Raw genomic sequence first — 20,974 nt, forward strand, 5'->3', positions numbered from 1 at the left:
CAAAGAGGTAGCTGGTATCTCTTCAAGCTATTTATGGATGAATCATGATTTTATTTGGCAAAAAGAAAGTTAAACCAAGCCAAAAAGCTTATGCCGTAGTGACGGGTGCAGGCAGTGGGATTGGTCGAAGTTTTGCAATTGAACTTGCGAAACGTGGTGGCAGCGTAGTGTGTGCAGATATTAATCTGGAGGCTGCTGAAGAAACAGTAAAACTTCTTGAACAAGAAGGTGCAAAAGCTTTTGCTATGCGCTGTGATGTGGGTAACGCTGAACAAGTTAACCATCTCGCTGAAACTGCTGAAATCTTATTTGGGCATCCTGTGACTCTTGTCATTAATAATGCTGGAGTAGGTTTAGGCGGTAAATTTGACGAACTCAGCCTAGAAGACTGGAACTGGGTCATGAATATTAACCTTTGGGGAGTTATTCATGGCTGTCATGCATTTGTTCCCAAGTTTAAAAAGTTAGGTTACGGCGCGATTATTAATGTGGCATCTGCGGCATCTTACACGGCTGCCCCAGAAATGACTGCTTATAACGTGACTAAAGCGGGTGTGCGTGCGCTTTCAGAAACGCTTTCTGCCGAACTGCGTAAGTTTAACATTAAGGTGAACGTGCTCTGCCCGACGCTGGTACCTACCAATATCATTAAAAATGGTCGAATTCCCGGACGCTATTCAAAGCTGGCAGACCATGCACTGATGAACTATGCGCTGACCACAAGTGATGATGTTGCAAGATTAACGCTTAATCGCCTTGATCAGGATGAGTTGTATACCATTCCTCAAATTGATGCAAAGTTATTCTGGCTCATGAAACGTGCATCTCCAAGCTTGTATAACAAGTTCCTTGGCACATCGTACAAATTATTTAAATAAAAAATTTATAGGTAGTACACATATGACTGCGCAAATGAAAACAAATGCATCAGCAAAAAAAGCTGTCAAATCCCCAAGCCATATTTTCGATACTTTTATTGTGGGTGCGGGCATTTCAGGGATCGCTGCTGCCATTCGCCTAGATCAAGTTGGTTATACCAACTATAAGATTATTGAAAAAGCTGGTCGCGTGGGTGGAACATGGCGTGAGAACACCTATCCAGGTTGTGGGTGTGATGTACCTTCTGCTCTTTATTCTTACTCATTTGCACCAAGTGCAAAATGGAGCCATTTATTTGCACGCCAACCAGAAATCTTAAGTTATCTGGAAGATGTGAGTAACGAGTTTAATGTTACCTCTAAAATTGAGTTTAACAACGAGTTGCTTAACGCAGCGTGGGATGACTCACGTCATGTGTGGGTACTTGACACCACTACTGGTCAATATTTATCTAAAACCGTTATTTTTGCCACAGGTCCAATTACCGAAGCTCAAATTCCACGTCTTGAAGGCTTAGAAACATTTAAAGGCGAAATGTTCCATTCAGCGAAATGGAACCATGATTATGATTTGACAGGTAAACGCATTGCCGTGATTGGTACTGGCGCATCTGCTATTCAGTTTGTGCCACAAATTCAACCAAAAGCCAAAGAACTTTTTGTATTCCAACGTACAGCACCTTGGGTATTACCAAAACCAGATACAGACTTGGGCGAGTTTAGTAAATCAGTGATTGCTAAATATCCGGCGATTCAGGCGAGCTGGCGTAAAAGTGTAGCGTTAACACTGAATGCAATTAACTTTGGTTTACGTAATCCACTTGCCCTAAAACCAGTAAATGTATTGGGTAAGCAATTACTTAAATTGCAAATTAATGACCCAGTTCTACGTAAAAACGTAACGCCGAACTTTGATATCGGCTGTAAACGTATCTTGTTTGCTAACAACTATTACCCTGCTCTACAAGCACCGAATACCACACTCATTCCTCATGGTTTAGTGAAAGTAGAAGGCAACACAGTGGTTGCTGCCAATGGTGAACGCCACGAAGTTGATGTGATTATTTGGGGTACAGGTTTTGAAGTATCTCACCCACCAATTGGTAAACGTGTGTTTAATGAAAAAGGACAACGTTTAAATGATTTATGGAAAAACACTTCACCAGAGGCTTACTTAGGAACCAATATTGAGAATGTACCGAATGCATTTTTAGTTTTGGGTCCAAACGTATTGGTCTATGATTCTTTCATTGGGTTAGCAGAAGCACAACTCGACTATATCGTAGATGGCTTATTGAAAATTAAACACAAAGGAATTAGCAAGTTAAATGTTAAATCTGATGTGATTAAAAAGCACAATGACTTGGTTCAAAAACACCTGCAAACAACTGTATTTAATAGTGGCGGATGTAAGAGTTATTACCTTGATGCCAACGGTCGTAACTTTGCCGCATGGCCTTGGTCATTGAAAAAACTTAAACAGCGTTTGAAAAAAGTAGATTTGAAAGATTATGAAGTGACGTATCAAACGACAAAAACTCACTAATTTGTAATTTCGATCAAATCCGTTGTAAGAAAGAGGCAGTGTATTTTAAGTTTTCATGAAATACACTGCCTTCTTCGTTGAATATCTTCAAGAAATAAAAAAACAGGATAAAGATGAAAGAAGGACAATCAAGCCGTACTGCTGAAGCCGCTGCTGCATTACGAGCCAATCATTTTCAAAATACACAGAACCCTGTATTTTCAGACCCTTATGCTTTTGAACTAACGAGTAAAGGCTGGAAAAAACTTCTATCTAACACACTGATTGTTAAACTCATGAATTCTGCGGTGTTAAACCGCACTTTAGGTTTACTTACTGGGCAAGTGGTCGGGCGCTCCCGTTATGCCGAAGATTTACTTGATCTAGCAGTTCAACAGAACACTGAACAATATGTATTAGTGGGTGCTGGCCTAGACTCTTTTGCACTACGTGAATCACACCACTACCCTACTTTGAAAATTTTTGAAGTGGATCATCCTGATACTCAAGCGGCCAAACAGACTAAGCTAAAAAAGTTAGGGAATATTCCTGCTACCGTTGAATTTGTTGCGATTAACTTTGAGAAAGAGTCTATTTCGGAAGCCTTGACCAGAAGTGTCTATGATTCATCTGCTCCTGCATTTTTTTCGTGGTTAGGCACAACGCACTATTTAAATCCGCAAACTACGTTACAAACTTTAAAAAGTATTGCTGAATTTGCTGCAAACGGTAGCGAAGTAGTACTCGACTATTCGACCGATTTTCAGGAATTAAACGGTATTGAGCGACTTGGAAGTATGGGGGTTGCGCAGTTTACTCATTTGCTGAAAGAGCCTTTATTGGGCCAATTTAAACCAAGAGATTTACATCATGCAGTGGAGCAGATGGGATTTGAAGTGGTCGAAGACTTATCAGGCGAAGCCATTACTGAACGATATTTTAATGCACGAATTGATGAAATTCGCCACACCTCAGCAACACGGTTATTGCATTTGCGTTTAAATAGAAAATAATATTGAAAGCCAACTTAGACTTTAAGTTGGCTTTTTTACAATCAAGATTAATAGCACCATTACCAGCTTGAACGCGGCTCTGGCCCATCGACATGCTGATTTAAAAATTGGCGTAAATGATCTAAAAAGTGCGCGACTTTAGGTGACAGATTCAGTCTCTCTAAATACACCGCATAGACATCTGCTGGTGGTGTTTCATAGTCCGCTAGCACTTGAACTAATCTACCACTTCTTAAATATTTTGCTACGTCCCACTCTGCTCGCATCAAAATACCATAGCCTTCTAAGGCCCAATTTAATGCAACTGCCCCATCATTGGTACTTAGTTGCCCATGAACTTTAACAGTTTCAACTTGTTTGCCATGACTTAACCGCCAATTGCCATAAGCAGAATCATTTTGCCGAATCACAATACACTGATGCTGTGTTAAATCATGAGGAGTGAGTGGTTGCCCTGCCGTTTTTAAATAGCTAGGTGATGCACATAATAAACGGCGGTTGGCTACCAATTTTTTTGCAATTAGACGTGAATCAGGTATTTCGCCAAAGCGGATTGAGACATCAATGGCTTCATCTGGCAGATTAATCGGGCGGTCTGTTAAATGCAGTTGGACATCGACATCAGGATAGATTTTGGCAAATGTAGAAATCGCTGGCGCAATATAAGAACGGCCAAAGCCTAAAGGAGCATTCACACGCAATACCCCTTTGGGTGCTGCCCGACTACTTGAAACCAAACGCTCCATTTCATCAATCTCTTTTAAAATACGAACCGCATTTTCAAAGTAGACCTCACCTTCACTGGTTAAACTAATTCGGCGTGTTGTTCTATTTAAAAGCCTTACACCTAAACGCTCTTCAAGTTGATTTAAACGTCTGGAAACCGCAGGTGGAGTCAAGTTTAACTCTCGTGCCGTCGCGACAAGACTTCCTTGTTTAACCAATAAACAAAAGAAAGCTAATTCCGTATCTGCATTCATGATTATTAAGTTTTTTGCAATAGTGATTTAACTTTATATCGATTCATCAGTTTTTTAAAGGGTTTAACATCCATTTCAATGTTTCCCGACATAAGCCATCTCTTATTTAAGAGCATAACAATGTCCGCAGAAGGAATGCTGTGGATGAACGGGAAAAGCCATCTAGCCGAATCAATAGCGGTAAAGAAAGCGAAAACTACCAATCAGGATTGGTAGTCATGAATATGGAGTCATGACATGGAAATGGATATTGAAAAGCGAACGTTACGTCGAATTACTTGGAGAATCGTACCGTTTATTATGTTGTTATACCTTATAGCCTATATCGACCGCGTCAATATTGGTTTTGCCGCACTCACCATGAAAGAAGACTTAGGCTTTACAGCCTCGGTTCTCGGGTTTGGTGCCGGAATTTTCTTTTTGGGTTATTTCTTATTTGAAGTCCCATCCAACATTATTTTGCATAAAGTCGGTGCCCGCATCTGGATTGCTAGAGTCATGGTGACTTGGGGGTTGATCGCAGCCGGCATGGCATTTGTAGAAAGCTCAACCAGCTTTTACATTATGCGATTTTTACTCGGTGTTTCCGAGGCTGGCTTCTTTCCCGGCATTATTTTGTACTTAACTTACTGGTTTCCTGCTCGCCATCGCGCTGGGGTGATTGCTTTATTCATGGCAGCCGCTCCGATTGCTACCGCGGTGGGTTCACCAATCTCTGCCGCATTACTTGAAATGCATGGAATTTGGGGGCTCGCTGGTTGGCAGTGGATGTTCATTATTGAGGCAATACCAGCAATCATCTTAGGCGTTGTTGTTTTTAAATATATGACGGATCGCCCTGAACAAGCTACTTGGTTAAGACAGGATGAACGTGAATGGCTTGTAAAAACCATGAAGGAAGAGGATGTAGGGAAAAATGCACCACAGCATCACAGCATTCTTCGCGGTCTTGCCAACCCACGAGTACTTGCCCTTGCATTGATTTATTTCGGAACGTCAGCTGGGCTTTATACCCTCGGTATCTGGGCACCACAAATTATTAAACAGCTTGGGGTAACGTCTATGACTGTCGGGCTTTTAAATGCCATTCCACCAATCGTTTCTGTCATTGCCATGGTTTTATGGTCTCGACACTCTGACCGCACCAATGAACGTACATGGCATGTTGCTCTCGCATGTTTAACCGCAGCAGTTGGTCTCGCAATTGCAGCTGGCACACACAATGTCATTGGATTAATTGCAGCACTTACCATTGTGAATGTGGGTATTAGCTGTGCAAAGCCACCGCTATGGAGCATGCCAACCATGTTCTTGTCAGGATCAGCCGCAGCAGCAGGCATTGCCACGATTAACTCAATCGGAAATTTAGGCGGGTTTGCAGGCCCTGCCATGATCGGCTGGATTAAAGATCAAACTGGAGACTTCACAGGTGGACTCTATTTTGTTGCAGGCCTACTCATCATCTCGACCTTACTGACACTAGTGCTGAGCTTCTCCCAAAAAGTGAAAGTAAACGCTGCCAAAGCAACCCAATAACCCTATTTACACCAATTAGATCTGAACAAGTTTCTTCAAGGAGCACAACATGGACAAAGATATTGCAGTCCAGTCCCTTACGGACACCATGGCCAAATTTACGGCCTATATTGGAAAACGCCTACCGAAAGATGTGAAAAGCAAGTTAATTGAACTGCGTACTTTAGAAACCAATCCATTGGCTAAATCAGTTTATGACTCGATGGAAGAAAATCAGCAAGCTGCGGATAAACTCAACCGCCCAAGCTGCCAAGACACGGGTGTTATTCAATATTTTGTTGAAGCAGGTGCTAACTTCCCTTTGCTTGGTGAACTTCAAGATATTTTGAGCGAAGCAACTGCTGAGGCAACTCGCATAGGTCCTTTACGTCACAACGCTGTGGAAACCTTCGATGAAAAAAATACGGGCACCAATACAGGTACTCAAATTCCATGGTTAGACTGGCGTATTGTACCTGAACTCGACACTTGTACCATTGATGTCTATATGGCTGGTGGCGGTTGTACCCTACCAGGTGCGGCAAAAGTTTTAATGCCAGGTCAAGGCTATGAAGGTGTTGCTGAATTTGTGATGGATGTTATTACCGAACGCGGTGTAAATGCCTGTCCACCGTTACTGGTTGGTGTTGGCGTATCAACTTCGGTTGAAACCGCAGCTCGTCTTTCTAAACTCGCGATTATGCGTCCAGTTGACTCAACAAGTGAAAACCCACGCGCTGCCTTAATGGAACAACTGTTAGAACAAGGTCTTAATGAAATTGGTATTGGTCCTCAGGGGCTCACAGGGAATAACAGCGTAATGGGAGTCAATATTGAATCTTCTGCACGCCACCCATCAACCATTGGGGTTGCAGTAAATACAGGTTGCTGGGCACATCGCCGTGGCAAAATTAAGATTAATCCAGATATGTCGTATGAAATCTTGTCTCATGAAGGAGTTGTACTATGAAAAAAATTCTGACAACTCCTATTAAAGATGAAGATCTTTTAGACCTTAAAGTCGGTGATGTCGTTTATTTGACTGGCCGTTTGGTAACTTGTCGTGACGTTGCCCATCGCAGACTGATCGAACAAGGTCGAGAACTGCCAGTTAACCTTGAAGGCGGAGCGATTTTTCATGCCGGCCCTATTGTGCGCAAAAAAGGTGAAAACGACTTCGAAATGGTTTCGATTGGTCCAACAACCAGTATGCGAATGGAAAAATTTGAACGAGAATTTATCAAACAAACTGGAGTTAAGCTTATTGTGGGTAAAGGCGGCATGGGGCCAGAAACAGCTGCCGGCTGTCAGGAAAATGTTGCGGTTCATGCGATTTTCCCAGGTGGGTGCGCAGTGCTCGCAGCAACTTTAGTTGAAGAGATCGAAGGTGCTGAATGGCAAGATCTAGGTATGCCAGAAACTCTTTGGATTAACCATGTGAGAGAATTTGGTCCGCTCATTATTTCTATCGACACCAAAGGCAACAACCTGATTCAACAAAATAAAGTTGAATTTCAAGCCAAGAAAGCACCGATTTTAGAAAAAATCAGTAAGCAACTAAGCTTTATTAAATAAACTGCTCTTTAATGAAGGGAAAGCAAAAGCACCCTTCATTTTTTTATTTTTGTACTAAACGCATGGCATGAGGTGTTTTCCCATGCCATCTTTTATAAGCATGAATAAAGCTGGCAGGTTCTGCATAACCTAACCACTCGGCAATCTGCTCAACCGAAGCTTTTGGTAATGCCAAATATTGCTCAGCTAGAACTTGCCTGACTTCTTCACGTATTTGAATAAAAGTCATTCCCTCTAATGCCAAGTGACGGCGTAAAGTTCGTGCATTTAAATGCAATCGGTCAGCGACTATTTCCATAGAAGGCATTTCCCCTCGCACATTCATCAATTGCTGTTGTACTAAGGTTGTAAATTTATTTTGTGATTGGCGTTTTTCTAATATTTGACGGCACTGTTCTTCGGCTGTATGTAGCACCAAATCATTTGCCATAAGTAGCTTTTGATCTACTTTTTGCGGGTCCAAAATTACAAAGCTTTTCGCAGCACCAAATTCAGGCATCACACCAAATAAGTTCTGATAAGGCTCGGCATCACCTTTGAGTTGGAAAGAAAAAGCCAAATACTGGCAAAAATTGTCCTGCACCAAATCTCGCTGTACCGTAATGAGTGCAGCGGCATCGCGTTCAATAATGAATTGACGCACTGAAGATGGAATATCTTGCTCATCAATTTCGATACGGATTCCTTGCGGTGTATCCGACACATCAAAGCGAGTAAAAGCAAAAGTTAAAGTGAAATAGGTTAAAGCCAAATCTAGTGCTTCGCGAATGCTGGCGCTACTCATCAGAGCCATACCTAATGGCCCAAATGTGGTGAAATGATAGCGTGTGCCCACTTCTAAGCCTAATGTCGGTCTGCCTCCTAGTTGCTCAACCAAGTTATGAATCAGCTGTAATTCCTGATGGCCTGTCACCACCATATTAGGGTCGAGTAATTGTTGTTGGCTAAGCCCTGTCCCTTGCAAAATCGTCTGATAAGAAATGCCTGATTCCACCGCAAAATCAGCCATTAACCGAACACTATGTACACTGCGTTCAAATGCCCATGCATACTTCACTGTATTGCTCAGAATGTCCTCGAATCACAATATTTTGTCCTCATCCATCCTCTAAATCAAGCAAATAAACGTCTATTCTGCATACAGGAAATTGCGATTTTTTCGCTCACAGTTTTTAAGGATTTAGAGCAGCCCATGTTTAATTCGACGTCTAATTCAAATAAAAATGTACGCATCGCCATTATTGGCACTGGTTTTGGTGGTCTAGGACTTGCCATTCGTCTCAAACAAGCAGGTTTTGAACAATTTACGCTCTTTGAAAAAGCTGCCGATGTAGGTGGTGTCTGGCGTGACAACACGTATCCAGGTGCTGCCTGTGATGTGCCTTCTCATCTGTATTCTTTTTCTTTTGAACAAGAGCTAGGCTGGAAAAATCGCTACGGAACATCTCAAGAGATTTATCAATATTTACGCCACTGTGCGGATAAATATGATATTCGTCCATATGTTCAATTTAATACTGAAATAGCCAGTGCTAAATTTGATGCTTTGCAAGGTGTATGGCACATTCAAAGCACGACTGGCGAACAATTTGAAGCTGAATTTTTAGTGGGCGCGGTAGGCCAACTTAACCGCCCAGCCTATCCAAAACTTAAAGGTATTGAAAACTTTAAAGGTAAGGCATTTCACTCAGCACGTTGGGACCATGACTATGACTTAACTGGCAAACGTGTTGCAGTGATCGGTACAGGTGCAAGCGCAATTCAGTTTGTACCTGAAATTTCTAAACAAGTGGCTCACCTAGACGTTTATCAACGCTCGGCACCGTATGTTATTCCCAAACCGGATCGGGTTTATCAACCTTTAGAGAAAAAAGCTTTCCGCAAACTGCCAGTTTTGCAAAGTCTAGACCGTGCTTTGCAATATGGACACCATGAAATTCGTTTGCTGGCCTTTACAACTTCTTTAAATGAAATGCCTTTGGTGGAATATTTATTCCAGCGCCACATTCGAAAAGTTGTTAAAGATGGGAAGTTGCGCCACCGCCTAATACCGGATTACCCAATTGGTTGTAAACGTATTTTAATCTCTAACCATTGGTATGAAACACTGACCCAGCCTCATGTCGATGTGATTAATACGGGCATTCAAGAAATTACTGAAAACGGTATTTTAGATACAGACGGAAATCTGCGTGAAGTCGATACCATTATTTATGGTACGGGCTTTGCCGCAACGGAATTTATGGCGCCAATGCAGATTACAGGTCTTGATGGCCGCACCTTAAAAGACACATGGAAAGATGGTGCAGAAGCATACCTTGGCTTAACTGTAAGCGGCTTTCCAAACTTCTTTATGCTTTATGGTCCAAACACCAATCTTGGGCACAATTCAATTGTGTATATGATTGAAAGTCAAGTGAATTATATTTTAGATGCCATCCAGACCACCCTACAAAACAAACTTTTGTTCACCAATGTTCGTGCAGAAGTTCAGCATGAGTTTAATCAAAGCATTCAAGAAAAAATGAAAAAAACCGTATGGGCTCAAGGTTGTACCAGTTGGTATCAAACTGCTGATGGCAAAAATACCAATAACTGGCCGGGTTTTACTCTTGAATATCGACAACGTACTCGTCGCTTCGATATTGAAAACTACACTCAGGTTTCGGCTATTTCTTAAACAAGCTTCACCATAGGAAATGAGAAAAATAAACGGAGAATTTTATGAAGTCTTTTAAAAATAAAGTCGCAGCTGTGACAGGTGCGGGCTCTGGTATTGGACAAGCACTTGCCATTGCATTAGCCAAACAAGGTTGCCATCTGGCACTCTCTGATATCAGTGAAGCTGGATTAGCTAAAACAGTCGAGCTTTTGGCACCTTATTCTGTCAAAGTCACCACTCAAAAAGTTGATGTAGCTAAGCGTGATGAAGTTGCCACTTGGGCAAAGGCAGTAATAGATGAACATGGCCAAGTTAACCTGATTTTTAATAATGCTGGTGTCGCAATTGGTAGTACGGCTGAAGGGGTGAGCTATGAAGACCTTGAATGGCTGATTGGTATTAATTTTTGGGGTGTAGTTTATGGCACCAAAGAGTTTTTACCTTACTTAAAGCAAAGTGGTGACGGGCATATTATTAATATTTCCAGTATGTTCGGCTTAACAGCTCAACCAACTCAAAGTGCTTATAACGCTAGTAAATTTGCCGTTCGTGGCTTTACTGAATCATTGCGCCAAGAACTCGATCTACAAAATGCTGGAGTGAGTGCGACCTGTGTGCATCCGGGTGGTATTCGTACCAATATTGCCAAAGCTGCCCGCATGAATAATAGCGTCCAGTCTTTAGGAATGGACCCGCTAAAAAGTCAGGATGCTTTCGATAAATTACTTCGCACCCCTGCTGATGATGCCGCTCAACAAATTTTAGAAGCTGTTCGTAAGGACCGCCGCCGCTTACTAATCGGAGCCGATGCGAAAGCCGTTGATGTGATTCAACGTATTCTTCCACAGGGTTACCAAAAGATTTTTGCAACTGCGACTGCCTTGCAAACCCGTCTACTCAACAAATCAGCAAAATAAAAATAGTGGTCAGCATACTCTTTATTTTAAGAGATGCTGACTGACATTAAATGCTTAGTATGAGTCCTTATTATGAAGCAGCTTCTTGCATGGACTATCCGTACCACACTACGTCCAGCTTTATCCCCTAAAACACCACTAAAGCTACAACGTTTTTGTAGCGATGCAGCCAGTGCAATTGTGCTTGGGCCACGTGGCTATAAAACAAAAAAGCAAACAATTGCTCAAGTACTGACAGTCCATATTCAGCCCAAAACGACTCAATCAGGACGCGGCATTTTGTATTTACATGGTGGTGGCTATGTGGTGGGTAGCTCAAAAAGTCACACCAAGCTTGCTGCTCAAATCGGACATGTAGCTCAAGCACAAGTCTGGTTACCTGAATATCGCATGGCCCCTGAGCACACAAGCCCTGCTGCTATTGAAGATATCGTTGCTGTCTATAAAGCTTTACTTGCTCAAGGACAAGACCCGAAAAAACTCGTGATTGCTGGCGATTCTGCTGGCGGTGGACTGAGTTTAAGTGCTGCAATTGCGATACGAAATGCAGGGTTACCGTTACCAGCAGCATTAGTTTTACTTTCACCTTGGGTTGACTTAAGCCTCTCTGGAAGCACGATGAAAACTCATGCTGCTCAAGATGCGATGCTGTCAGAAGACTGGTTAGCGTGGTGTGCAAAAAACTATTGCGGACAAAAATCGGCAACCGATCCAACCTGTTCCCCACTCTATGCCGACTTAACTGGATTACCGCCTATTTTGATTCATGTCGGTACAGAAGAAGTCTTATTAGACGATGCAAAACGCCTTGCTGAACAAACTGAAAAATACGGTATTCCGACGAATTTGAAGGTTTATGACCGAGTCGGACATGTTTTTCAGTTCCACGCGGGTATACTAAATGAATCTAATGACTCGATTGAGCGCATTGGGCAATTCATTGATAAACATACACAGTCAATATAAAAATATCGCCAGAGAGGAGTCCTCGGCATGACAACAAACAATTATGACTATGATTACCTCATTATTGGTTCAGGCTTTGGTGGTAGTGTTTCTGCTTGCCGTCTAACCGAAAAAGGCTACTCTGTTGCTGTAATGGAAATGGGGCGACGCTGGGAAGCTAAAGATTTTGCTAAAAATAACTGGAATACCCGTCGCTGGATTTGGCGCCCGGGCATGAAACTTTTTGGTTATTTCAACATGCGTTTTTTTCGCCATGTCACCATTATTTGCGGTAATGCTGTAGGTGGCGGTTCAATCACCTACGCCAATACCCTACTGGTTCCACCTGAACATATTTGGGATGAAGGTACGTGGGCAGATGCAGCGGACTGGAAAAATGAAATGCCACAACACTATGCTGAAGCCGAACGCATGCTTGGTGTGACGGATAATAAAATTTTCGGTCCTGCCGACCACATGCTCAAAAAAATGGGCGATGCAGTTGGGGTTGGACATACGTTTAAACCGACGCGCGTTGCAACTTTCTTTCCACCCGAAGGTGAACAAGGCGGCAAGACCTACCCTGACCCATATTTTAACGGCGAAGGTCCAGACCGCGGAACTTGTACGGCATGTGGCGGCTGTATGACAGGTTGTAAACACAACGCAAAAAATACCTTAGATAAAAACTATTTGTACTTTGCCGAAAAAAATGGCGCCAAGGTTTACGAAGAAACCAAAGTCGTTGACGTTAAACCACTCAATGGTAAAGCCGATGGCAGCGATGGCTATGAAGTTACGACTGAATGTTCGAGCTCATGGTTCAATAAACAACGCCGTACATGGCGTGTTCGTAACGCGATTTTCTCTGCATCTTCTTTGGGTACGCAAGAGATGTTATTCCGTTTAAAACAGTCTGGTTCACTGCCAAATATCTCTGATGATTTGGGTAATCGCGTTCGTACTAATGCCGAGTCGATTTTAGGGGTTCGCTTTTTTGGTAAAGATGTCGACATGAGTAAAGGTGTTGCCATTGGTTCAAGTATTTACATTGACCATGATACTCACATTGAAGCGACTCGTTACCAAACTGGCTCAGATGCCATGGGTCTCATGTGTACTTACATGGCTAAAGGCAAACCGGGTTGGACGCGTATCTTCTTTTGGTTATGGGCTTTAATCTGCCATCCATTTATTTTTCTTCGCATGAGTAATCCTGTCAGTTTCGCGCGTCAGACTTTAATTTTTTTGGTGATGCAAACAGCAGATGCCTCCATCAACATGCGCTTGAAACGTAATTGGTTCTGGCCTTTTGGCAAAGTATTATCGAGCGAAGGTAAAAAGCTACCTGTGTATATTCCACAGGCCAATGCATTTACCGAAAAAGTTGCCAAAATGTTTAATGGTCATCCAATGACAACTATTACCGAAATTTTGTTTAATGTACCTTTTACAGCCCACTGTATGGGTGGTTGCGCAATTGCTTCAAGCCCAGAGCGCGGCGTGGTAGATGGACAAAACCGCGTGTTTAACTATAAAAACTTATATGTTGTAGATGGTTCAATGTTAGGTGCCAATTTGGGCGTTAACCCAAGTCTTACCATTACAGCTCTTGCAGAACGCGCAATGTCTTATATTCCGGCTAAACATACTTTGGATGAGCAACAAGGTTATAGAGCAGTGGCAGGAACCATAGAGATCACTAAAGCTTCTGCTTAAACTAGCGAGTCGTTTTATAAAAAAAGCCTATTTAAAAATAGGCTTTTTTATTTCGCTTTTTAAATTACATCGCTACGGCTTTAGCGCGAGCTGCATGCAACTTTTTATAGCTCTCGATCAGACGTAAATGGCGATCAAGTCCTTCTAGTTTCATACTTGTTGGCGTTAAACCATAGAAACGAACACTACCATCGACAGAACCTAATACCGCATCCATTCGTGTGTCACCAAACATACGGCGGAAATTCGTAAGGTAGTCTTCAAGCTCTAGTTCTTCATCTAACATCACTTCAAGCACCACGTTCATGCACTGATAGAACAAGCCACGCTCAACGGTGTTGGTGTTATATTGCAAGTAAGTTTCGACAAGCTCTTTTGCTTCTTCAAACTGTTGTAAAGCAACATAAATCAGCAATTTCAGTTCTAAAATGGTGAGCTGTCCCCAAACTGTATTGTCATCAAACTCGATGCCAATCAGCGTGGTGATTTCAGTGTAATCGTCTAGCTCACATTCTTCTAAGCGCTCAACCAATGCCTCAAGCTGTTCATCATCCAAACGATGCAGATTTAGAATATCTTCACGAAATGAAAGTGCTTTATTGGTATTGTCCCAAATCAAATCTTCAACAAGATAAATTTCTGAATAATCTGGTACTAAAATACGGCAAGCAGTCGCACCTAAATGCTCATAGACTGCCATATACACTTCTTTGCCCATCTCTTCAAGAATGCCGAACAATGTTGCAGCTTCTTCTGCGTTCGACTCTTCGCCTTCGCCAGAAAAATCCCATTCAACAAAGTCATAGTCAGATTTAGAGCTAAAGAAGCGCCAAGATACCAAACCGCTTGAATCAATAAAGTGCTCAACAAAGTTATTCGGTTCGGTCACTGCATTACTTTGGAAAGTCGGTTGAGGTAAATCATTTAAGCCTTCAAAACTGCGGCCTTGAAGTAATTCAGTCAGACTACGTTCCAACGCAACTTCAAAACTTGGATGCGCACCGAAAGATGCAAACACCCCACCCGTACGCGGGTTCATTAAAGTCACACACATTACTGGGAACTGACCACCTAGCGATGCATCTTTAACTAATACTGGGAAACCTTGCTCTTCTAGACCTTTAATACCAGCAACAATACTTGGGTATTTTGCTAATACTTCTTCAGGAACATCTGGAAGTGCAATTTCACCTTCTAAAATTTCACGTTTAACGGCACGTTCAAAAATTTCTGACAAGCATTGAACTTGGGCTTCTGCCAGAGTGTTGCCTGCACTCATACCATTACTTAAGTACAAGTTTTCAATTAAATTTGATGGGAAATAGACAACTTCACCGTCAGACTGGCGCACAAAAGGTAGCGAGCAAATGCCACGCTCTACGTTGCCTGAGTTGGTGTCATATAAATGTGTACCAAGCAACTCATCATCTGGGTTATAAATCTCAAGACAATATTCATCTAAGATTTCTTTAGGTAATTCACCATTTGGGCCCGGTTTAAACCATTTTTCATCTGGATAATGCACAAATTCGGCATTGGCAATATCTTCACCCCAGAACTGGTCGTTATAGAAGAAGTTACAGTTTAAACGCTCAATAAACTCGCCCAATGCAGATGCCAAAGCACTTTCTTTAGTTGCACCTTTACCATTGGTAAAACACATCGGAGATTGTGCATCACGAATATGTAATGACCATACATTCGGCACGATATTACGCCAAGATGCGATTTCAATCTTCATGCCCAAATTTGCCAAAATGGCAGACATATTGGCAATGGTTTCTTCTAATGGCAGGTCTTTACCTTGAATATAGGTATGACTTTCTGAAGTTAAGCTTGGCAATAACAATGCTTGCGCATCTGCATCGATGCTTTCAACTTCTTCAATAATAAATTCGGGACCCGTTTGAATGACTTTTTTAACAGTACAACGGTCAATCGAACGTAAAATCCCTTGGCGATCTTTCTCTGAAATATCGGCTGGTAATTCAATTTGAATTTTAAATGTTTGCTTATAGCGGTTTTCAGGATCAACAATATTATTTTGCGATAAACGAATATTATCGGTTGGGATATCTCGAGCGGCACAATACACTTTTACAAAGTACGCGGCACACAATGCTGACGATGCTAAAAAGTAGTCAAATGGGCCCGGTGCCGAACCGTCACCCTTGTAGCGAATTGGTTGATCGGCAATTACCGTAAAGTCATCGAACTTAGCTTCCTGTCGAAGATTGTCGAGATAATTAACCTTGATTTCCATGCTGGCACCTAAATATTTTTATGTGTCAGCACAGACACATAAAATTCTAAATATTGAAAAATAAGCCGAATCACAGCGAAGAAATTGACTTAAAAAAATGAGAGATTAAAGCCATGTGTTTAATGAACGACTCAATTGGCTTTAATAAGATTGGCGGTATTATAGAGGGATTTTGTGAAGTTGATAACTAAAGTTAAAACATTGCTGCTCACAATGTTTTAACTTGTCTTTAATTTAATAAATATTGAGTGTTAAAATTTAAAAGTGTAATCGACATTTAACCGCGTTTCATTTGTCGAATGAAAGGTCATATTAGTAGGCATATCGTTGCGATAGTGAGAAAAACGAGCTCGCACTCCCAAACCTTTTAACTTACCTTCAGGAATTTTATAGCCTAAATCAAATTCCATCGACTCTTCTTTAAAACGCTGATCACCATATTGCAGTAAATCAATGTCTTCGCCTTTTGCATAGCGAGTCATAAAGCGCAGACCGTTTAACGAAACATCACCTAGTCGTGCATTTTTAAAGTCATATTCATAACGAATCGAATAGACTTTTTCATCTTTATTTGAGTAGTCAGAACTCATAAAATCAAGCACAACCGGACTTTCGGTTCCCGACAAAAACGGCAAACCAGTCGAGCCAAATGACTGCATGTAGCCCAAAGAAACTGTATGGTTTTGATAGTTCAAACCAAATAAGCCACTAATATGTCGGTTATCGACCTCTCCTATTTTTTTACTTCCAGTTTCTTCACTATTAAAAAAACGCACGTCGCTTAAAAAATTAAGTTGATCATTTAAAGGTTGTTTGCCGTTAAAACCTAAAAATTGTTGCTGGTAAATGTCTTTGAGTTCAGCATGGTAAGTCCGTAGACGATAATCCTTTAACTGATAGCTTCCACCTAATGTATAAAAAGAATCAGTAGTTGCCGCTTTGTCAAAACGATGGTTGATATTGTCTGTTCCAACATCGGTATAACGAATCGAATCACGTTGACGTACTTCATCGACATAAAAGCCTTCGAGTTGAAGATTTGGAATTTCATTTGAAACAAAACGGATACCACGGTAAGTCTGAGGGAACAAACGCGCTGGCGATGAAAAAATGGTCGGTAATTGTGGAACTAAGTCCCCCACAAAAAGCTCATTTTTTCTAAATTTTGCCTTCCCTGTAATGCCTATTTTTCCATAATAATCATCACGCGAGTTATCGGTATTCACTGGTAATAAGCCACTACGCGCATAGTCATCAGCACGGCTTCCCAACAGGTTAAAACCTGCCATTGCCAGTACATCAACACCAAACCCAACCGTACCCTCAGTATAGCCAGACTGTCCTTTAAAAATTAAACCCTGCGCCCAATCTCTACCTGCTGTATAGGGATATGGATCCTTTTTATAGTCTCGGTCAAAGTAAAAATTACGTAGTGTTAGCTCAGCTTTACTGTCTGCAAGAAATTCGGCATGCACAACTTGACTAAATAATGGGCACAAGCATACCCCCACCCACAATGGCGTCTTCTTCATTTTTTATCTCAACTATTTAATTTTTAATGGATTAAGGTGCTGTTTTAAGCGAATAGTTCTGCTCTTTCTTACTTCGGTAAAAAGCACTACCCAAACTTAAAATGAGGAAAATAGCCAAAATAAACACCACACCGTAATAGGCATAAAGCGTTGCGGGTGCTATACCTTTATCCAGGAAGATGCCTGCAACCGTTGGCGATAAAATTGCCCCAATTCGTCCAAAACCAATTGCATAGCCCACGCCGCGACTACGGATTTCAGCATCATAAATTGTTGGAGAAATAGAATATAAACCTGCCACACAGCCATTAATGAGTGTGCCAAGTAATAACCCCACCATGAGTGCAATGCTGACTTGAGATGAGACAGCGACAAATAGGAAAACACATGCCGAGGTTAGTCCTAAAAACAGGCTTAAGGCATAGAAGATTTTCATACGTGATGCCAATAAACCAATAATGGCTGCCCCGAAAATCCCACCAATACTAATTAAAATACCAGTACTTACGCCTTGCTCTGGTGACATTCCCATTGAAATTAGAATTTTTGGTGTCCAGCTCATGACAAAGTAAAAGCCAAACATCACTAAAAAGAATGCAAACCACAAACAAAGCGTTTGAAATCCAAGTTGTCCAGCAAATAATTTGCCCAGTTCACTGCCATTTTGCGTGCTGATTTTTTCATAACGCGGCATAACTGATAGTTGATTAAGACCCATACGATTTACAGTTGTATTAATTCGTTCTAGTGCCTGTTTTGGTCGCTTCGCGAGTAAGTAATCTAAAGATTCTGGTAATAACCATGCGCTGATCAGCAGCATTGCAATGGTAGTAACCCCACCTGCTAAAAAGATTGAGCGCCAACCTAAATGCTCAATCAATGCCAGTGATAGTACCCCGCCAAGTGTCGCGCCAATTCCATAACCAGTAGACATTAAACTAACAGCAAGACTGCGCCAGCGAGCATTGGCATATTCACTTGCCAATACATTACTACTCGCAAGGATGCCCCCCACCCCAATTCCAGTAATAAACCGAAGTGCAGCTAACATGCCGTGGCTTTGTACAAAAGCACAGCCCAGCATGCTAAGACCTGCAATTACAAGACAAACTAAGATGAGTAAACGGCGACCGATTTTATCGGCTAAAGGCGCGAGAAAAATTGAACCGGCAGCCATTCCAAAAAGGCCAGCACTTAACAACAAGCCAATTTGTGCGCCTGAAAGTGACCATTCTGCTGACACGGATGGAGCAGTAAATGCCATTACCATCACGTCAAAGCCATCAATAATATTGAGACAAATACAGATCAAAATGACGAACCATTGATAGCGGCTCATATTGTTTTGATTGATCTCACTTAGAACGTCTCTTTCCATTTGTGTATCTCCCTTGGATAAGACATACACACGACATTGCTGATATGAGCGATTGGGTGGTTATGCATATCCGTATCCATAATGACCTAGAGGAATATTTTTTTGAGCATCCTGCTCTTTTTCTATACTGAATATTTGGATCCAAAAAATCAACTAAAATTATAAACAGATTATTAAAAAGTATATAAACACATAAATTATATAAGTATAAAATTATTAAAAACATAAAATTAGAATGCTTGAATATTTTTATGGATCCATATTAAAAAATCTATTATGATCGATTCCAGAGCATTTTTTAGCCAAAAAAGCTCAGTTCATTTTTATGGAATGCAAGATGCATTTTTAAAACATCAAAGGATTGTTGTTATGAAACTCAAAAGAGTAAGTCAGCTTACATTGGGACTTTTTTTTGCCAGCCAATTGTTTTACACAACGCAAGCAGCACCTCCAAAAAATCAACAACCACCTAATATCATGATTATTTTAGCCGATGATCTTGGATTTTCAGATATTGGTGCTTATGGTGGCGAAATTAAAACTCCTCATATTGATAGTTTGTTAAAGCAAGGAAAAATGCTTTTTAATTTTCATGCTTCATCAATGTGTTCACCCACTCGTGCACAGCTTATGACAGGTGCAGATAACCATTTGGTAGGTTTAGGTGCCATGTATGAAACTTCAAAACGACAAGAAAAATTGGTTGGAGCAGATAGCCCGCGTGCACTCCTAAAAATTGATGGCTATTCAGGTCACTTAACGCAAAATGCGTATACACTCGCAGAGATTTTAAAGACAAAAGATTATTACACTTTCATGGTTGGTAAATGGCACTTAGGCTATGCTCCCGAACAAAACCCTAAAGCCCGTGGTTTTGATCAATCTTTTGCTCTGCTCGATGGCTTCGATTTACATTTTAAAGACCAACCTAAAAACTATCCGCGTAACACCCAATACACTGAAAATGGTCAAAAAGTCACATTGCCAGACAACTACTACTCGACCGACTTTTTTACGCAAAAAGCTTTTGAATACTTAGACAAAAATAAAGCGCAAAAACCATTTTTTGCCTACTTAGCTTATACCGCTCCACACTGGCCGCTACAAGCACCTGCTCATTATAGAGACTTATATAAAGGTAAATACGATCAAGGCTACGATGCAATTCGTAAACAACGCTTTCTTAGACAAAAGCAATTAGGATTAATTCCAGCAAACGCAGAATACCCAGTCGAGCGTGGCAACCAAGCTTTAGGCACCAAAAGCTGGAATGAACTCACCTCACAAGAGCGCAAATACGAAGCACGTAAAATGGAAGTTTATGCGGGCATGGTTACCCAATTAGACGACCGTGTGGGCGATGTCATTCAATACCTTAAAAAGCATCATTTATATGACAATACTTTGATTGTGTTTATGTCAGATAACGGCGCTGAAGGTGGTGATCATAATTTCCCAATGGGTGATGCCGACAATCGCTATGAAAATATAGGCAACGCCAGCTCATATGTTTACATGGGGCCACGCTGGGCCGAAGTGAGCAGCACACCATTTACCCACTGGAAGTCAGCTGCTTCAGAAGGCGGAGTACGAGTCCCATTTATTGTTAAATCACCTGTTCAGATTTCTAAACAACATGGAATTAACAATAACTTTGCGACAGTCAGAGATATATTCCCAACTGTGATGGAGCTAGCTGGTATTCAAAATAATCAGGTTTATCCAACTTCAAGCACCAAAATTAAACCATCTGGTTTTAGTCTGATCCCTGCGTTTAAAGATAATACTGCCCGTATTCGTCCTGTTAATTATTATGACTTTAAAGAACTACATGGCAGCCGCTACGCTAAAACTGACGAATGGAAACTTGTTGAAAACTCACCTTCTAAATTTAAGAGCCATGGCTGGGAACTCTACAATTTAAAAACAGATTTTAATGAGCAACATAATGTTTATGCAGCCCATCCAGAGATCGTCAAAGTCTTAAATGATAAATATTTAAGATATGCCGATGAAAATGGTGTTGTGGATTTTGAGCAATATAACAAAAAGTAGAGAAAACCAGATGAAAC

At 41.3% G+C, this 20,974-nt stretch carries 16 protein-coding genes; 11 read left to right on the top strand and 5 right to left on the bottom strand.

Annotated elements, in window-relative coordinates; translation table 11 throughout:
• Window positions 1–44: 44 nt before the first annotated feature.
• The 3 genes from J580_RS09945 to J580_RS09955 all read left to right on the top strand — a co-directional run bounded on the left by J580_RS09945 (window position 45) and on the right by J580_RS09955 (window position 3,416).
• Complete coding sequence (locus J580_RS09945) at window positions 45–878, top strand: SDR family NAD(P)-dependent oxidoreductase (RefSeq protein ID WP_032004041.1); 834 nt, start codon at window positions 45–47, stop codon at window positions 876–878.
• 22 nt (window positions 879–900) lie between these two features.
• Window positions 901–2,424 (top strand): flavin-containing monooxygenase, encoded by a 1,524-nt coding sequence (locus J580_RS09950; protein WP_032004042.1) that lies wholly within the window; start codon window positions 901–903, stop codon window positions 2,422–2,424.
• A gap of 113 nt (window positions 2,425–2,537) precedes the next feature.
• Complete coding sequence (locus J580_RS09955; protein ID WP_032004043.1) at window positions 2,538–3,416, top strand: class I SAM-dependent methyltransferase; 879 nt, start codon at window positions 2,538–2,540, stop codon at window positions 3,414–3,416.
• A 59-nt stretch (window positions 3,417–3,475) separates the two neighbouring features.
• Here J580_RS09955 and J580_RS09960 read toward each other — a convergent pair whose 3' ends face one another.
• Window positions 3,476–4,396, bottom strand: coding sequence for a LysR family transcriptional regulator (locus J580_RS09960; RefSeq protein WP_032004045.1), 921 nt, complete (start codon window positions 4,394–4,396; stop codon window positions 3,476–3,478).
• 237 nt (window positions 4,397–4,633) lie between these two features.
• Here J580_RS09960 and J580_RS09965 point away from each other — a divergent pair, with 237 nt between their 5' ends.
• The 3 genes from J580_RS09965 to ttdB are packed head-to-tail and all read left to right on the top strand — an operon-like array spanning window position 4,634 to window position 7,486.
• Entirely contained in the window at window positions 4,634–5,932 is a 1,299-nt protein-coding gene (locus J580_RS09965; protein WP_032004046.1) for an MFS transporter, read from the top strand.
• Window positions 5,933–5,981: 49 nt separating this feature from the next.
• Entirely contained in the window at window positions 5,982–6,881 is a 900-nt protein-coding gene (gene ttdA / locus J580_RS09970) for a L(+)-tartrate dehydratase subunit alpha (protein WP_000356537.1), read from the top strand.
• A complete protein-coding gene (gene ttdB, locus J580_RS09975) occupies window positions 6,878–7,486 on the top strand; it encodes a L(+)-tartrate dehydratase subunit beta (RefSeq protein WP_032004047.1) in 609 nt (202 codons plus the stop codon). The genes ttdA and ttdB overlap by 4 nt, the downstream gene beginning before the upstream one ends.
• Window positions 7,487–7,529: 43 nt before the next feature.
• Here ttdB and J580_RS09980 read toward each other — a convergent pair whose 3' ends face one another.
• The gene (locus J580_RS09980; RefSeq protein WP_032004048.1) at window positions 7,530–8,543 is read right to left on the bottom strand and encodes an AraC family transcriptional regulator; all 1,014 of its coding nucleotides are present in this window, start codon (window positions 8,541–8,543) and stop codon (window positions 7,530–7,532) included.
• Window positions 8,544–8,678: 135 nt separating this feature from the next.
• On the opposite strand from J580_RS09980, the gene J580_RS09985 reads away from it, so the two are divergent.
• The 4 genes from J580_RS09985 (at window position 8,679) to J580_RS10000 (ending at window position 13,729) form a co-directional block, all read left to right on the top strand.
• Window positions 8,679–10,166: a flavin-containing monooxygenase gene (locus J580_RS09985; RefSeq protein ID WP_032004049.1), complete on the top strand. Its 1,488-nt coding sequence runs from the start codon at window positions 8,679–8,681 to the stop codon at window positions 10,164–10,166.
• 44 nt (window positions 10,167–10,210) lie between these two features.
• Complete coding sequence (locus tag J580_RS09990) at window positions 10,211–11,065, top strand: SDR family NAD(P)-dependent oxidoreductase (RefSeq protein WP_032004050.1); 855 nt, start codon at window positions 10,211–10,213, stop codon at window positions 11,063–11,065.
• Window positions 11,066–11,137: 72 nt separating this feature from the next.
• Window positions 11,138–12,031 carry an alpha/beta hydrolase gene (locus tag J580_RS09995; RefSeq protein ID WP_032004051.1) on the top strand — a complete coding sequence of 298 codons (894 nt, stop codon included), beginning with the start codon at window positions 11,138–11,140 and terminating at the stop codon, window positions 12,029–12,031.
• Window positions 12,032–12,058: 27 nt separating this feature from the next.
• Complete coding sequence (locus J580_RS10000) at window positions 12,059–13,729, top strand: GMC family oxidoreductase (protein WP_032004052.1); 1,671 nt, start codon at window positions 12,059–12,061, stop codon at window positions 13,727–13,729.
• Window positions 13,730–13,793: 64 nt separating this feature from the next.
• On the opposite strand, the gene J580_RS10005 is transcribed toward J580_RS10000, so the two are convergent.
• The 3 genes from J580_RS10005 to J580_RS10015 form a co-directional block, all read right to left on the bottom strand.
• Window positions 13,794–15,992 (bottom strand): OsmC domain/YcaO domain-containing protein, encoded by a 2,199-nt coding sequence (locus J580_RS10005; protein ID WP_032004053.1) that lies wholly within the window; start codon window positions 15,990–15,992, stop codon window positions 13,794–13,796.
• A 251-nt stretch (window positions 15,993–16,243) separates the two neighbouring features.
• A complete protein-coding gene (locus tag J580_RS10010) occupies window positions 16,244–17,524 on the bottom strand; it encodes an OprD family outer membrane porin (protein ID WP_032004055.1) in 1,281 nt (426 codons plus the stop codon).
• A 31-nt stretch (window positions 17,525–17,555) separates the two neighbouring features.
• Complete coding sequence (locus tag J580_RS10015; RefSeq protein ID WP_032004056.1) at window positions 17,556–18,902, bottom strand: MFS transporter; 1,347 nt, start codon at window positions 18,900–18,902, stop codon at window positions 17,556–17,558.
• A 369-nt stretch (window positions 18,903–19,271) separates the two neighbouring features.
• On the opposite strand from J580_RS10015, the gene J580_RS10020 reads away from it, so the two are divergent.
• On the top strand, window positions 19,272–20,957 hold the full coding sequence (locus J580_RS10020) for an arylsulfatase (protein WP_032004057.1): 1,686 nt from the start codon (window positions 19,272–19,274) through the stop codon (window positions 20,955–20,957).
• Window positions 20,958–20,974: the final 17 nt, after the last annotated feature.

The organism is Acinetobacter sp. 1542444 (genome assembly GCF_000581835.1).
Lineage (GTDB): Bacteria > Pseudomonadota > Gammaproteobacteria > Pseudomonadales > Moraxellaceae > Acinetobacter > Acinetobacter pittii.

Excerpts from the sequence above, each read along its gene's own strand:
- J580_RS10005 (WP_032004053.1), bottom strand. The coding sequence starts at position 15,992 with ATGGAAATCAAGGTTAATTATCTCGACAATCTTCGACAGGAAGCTAAG.
- J580_RS09945 (WP_032004041.1), top strand. The coding sequence starts at position 45 with ATGATTTTATTTGGCAAAAAGAAAGTTAAACCAAGCCAAAAAGCTTAT.
- J580_RS10020 (WP_032004057.1), top strand. The coding sequence starts at position 19,272 with ATGAAACTCAAAAGAGTAAGTCAGCTTACATTGGGACTTTTTTTTGCC.
- J580_RS10000 (WP_032004052.1), top strand. The coding sequence starts at position 12,059 with ATGACAACAAACAATTATGACTATGATTACCTCATTATTGGTTCAGGC.
- J580_RS09965 (WP_032004046.1), top strand. The coding sequence starts at position 4,634 with ATGGAAATGGATATTGAAAAGCGAACGTTACGTCGAATTACTTGGAGA.
- ttdA (WP_000356537.1), top strand. The coding sequence starts at position 5,982 with ATGGACAAAGATATTGCAGTCCAGTCCCTTACGGACACCATGGCCAAA.
- J580_RS09995 (WP_032004051.1), top strand. The coding sequence starts at position 11,138 with ATGAAGCAGCTTCTTGCATGGACTATCCGTACCACACTACGTCCAGCT.
- J580_RS09960 (WP_032004045.1), bottom strand. The coding sequence starts at position 4,396 with ATGAATGCAGATACGGAATTAGCTTTCTTTTGTTTATTGGTTAAACAA.
- J580_RS09990 (WP_032004050.1), top strand. The coding sequence starts at position 10,211 with ATGAAGTCTTTTAAAAATAAAGTCGCAGCTGTGACAGGTGCGGGCTCT.
- J580_RS09955 (WP_032004043.1), top strand. The coding sequence starts at position 2,538 with ATGAAAGAAGGACAATCAAGCCGTACTGCTGAAGCCGCTGCTGCATTA.
- J580_RS10015 (WP_032004056.1), bottom strand. The coding sequence starts at position 18,902 with ATGGAAAGAGACGTTCTAAGTGAGATCAATCAAAACAATATGAGCCGC.
- J580_RS09950 (WP_032004042.1), top strand. The coding sequence starts at position 901 with ATGACTGCGCAAATGAAAACAAATGCATCAGCAAAAAAAGCTGTCAAA.
- J580_RS09985 (WP_032004049.1), top strand. The coding sequence starts at position 8,679 with ATGTTTAATTCGACGTCTAATTCAAATAAAAATGTACGCATCGCCATT.
- J580_RS10010 (WP_032004055.1), bottom strand. The coding sequence starts at position 17,524 with ATGAAGAAGACGCCATTGTGGGTGGGGGTATGCTTGTGCCCATTATTT.
- ttdB (WP_032004047.1), top strand. The coding sequence starts at position 6,878 with ATGAAAAAAATTCTGACAACTCCTATTAAAGATGAAGATCTTTTAGAC.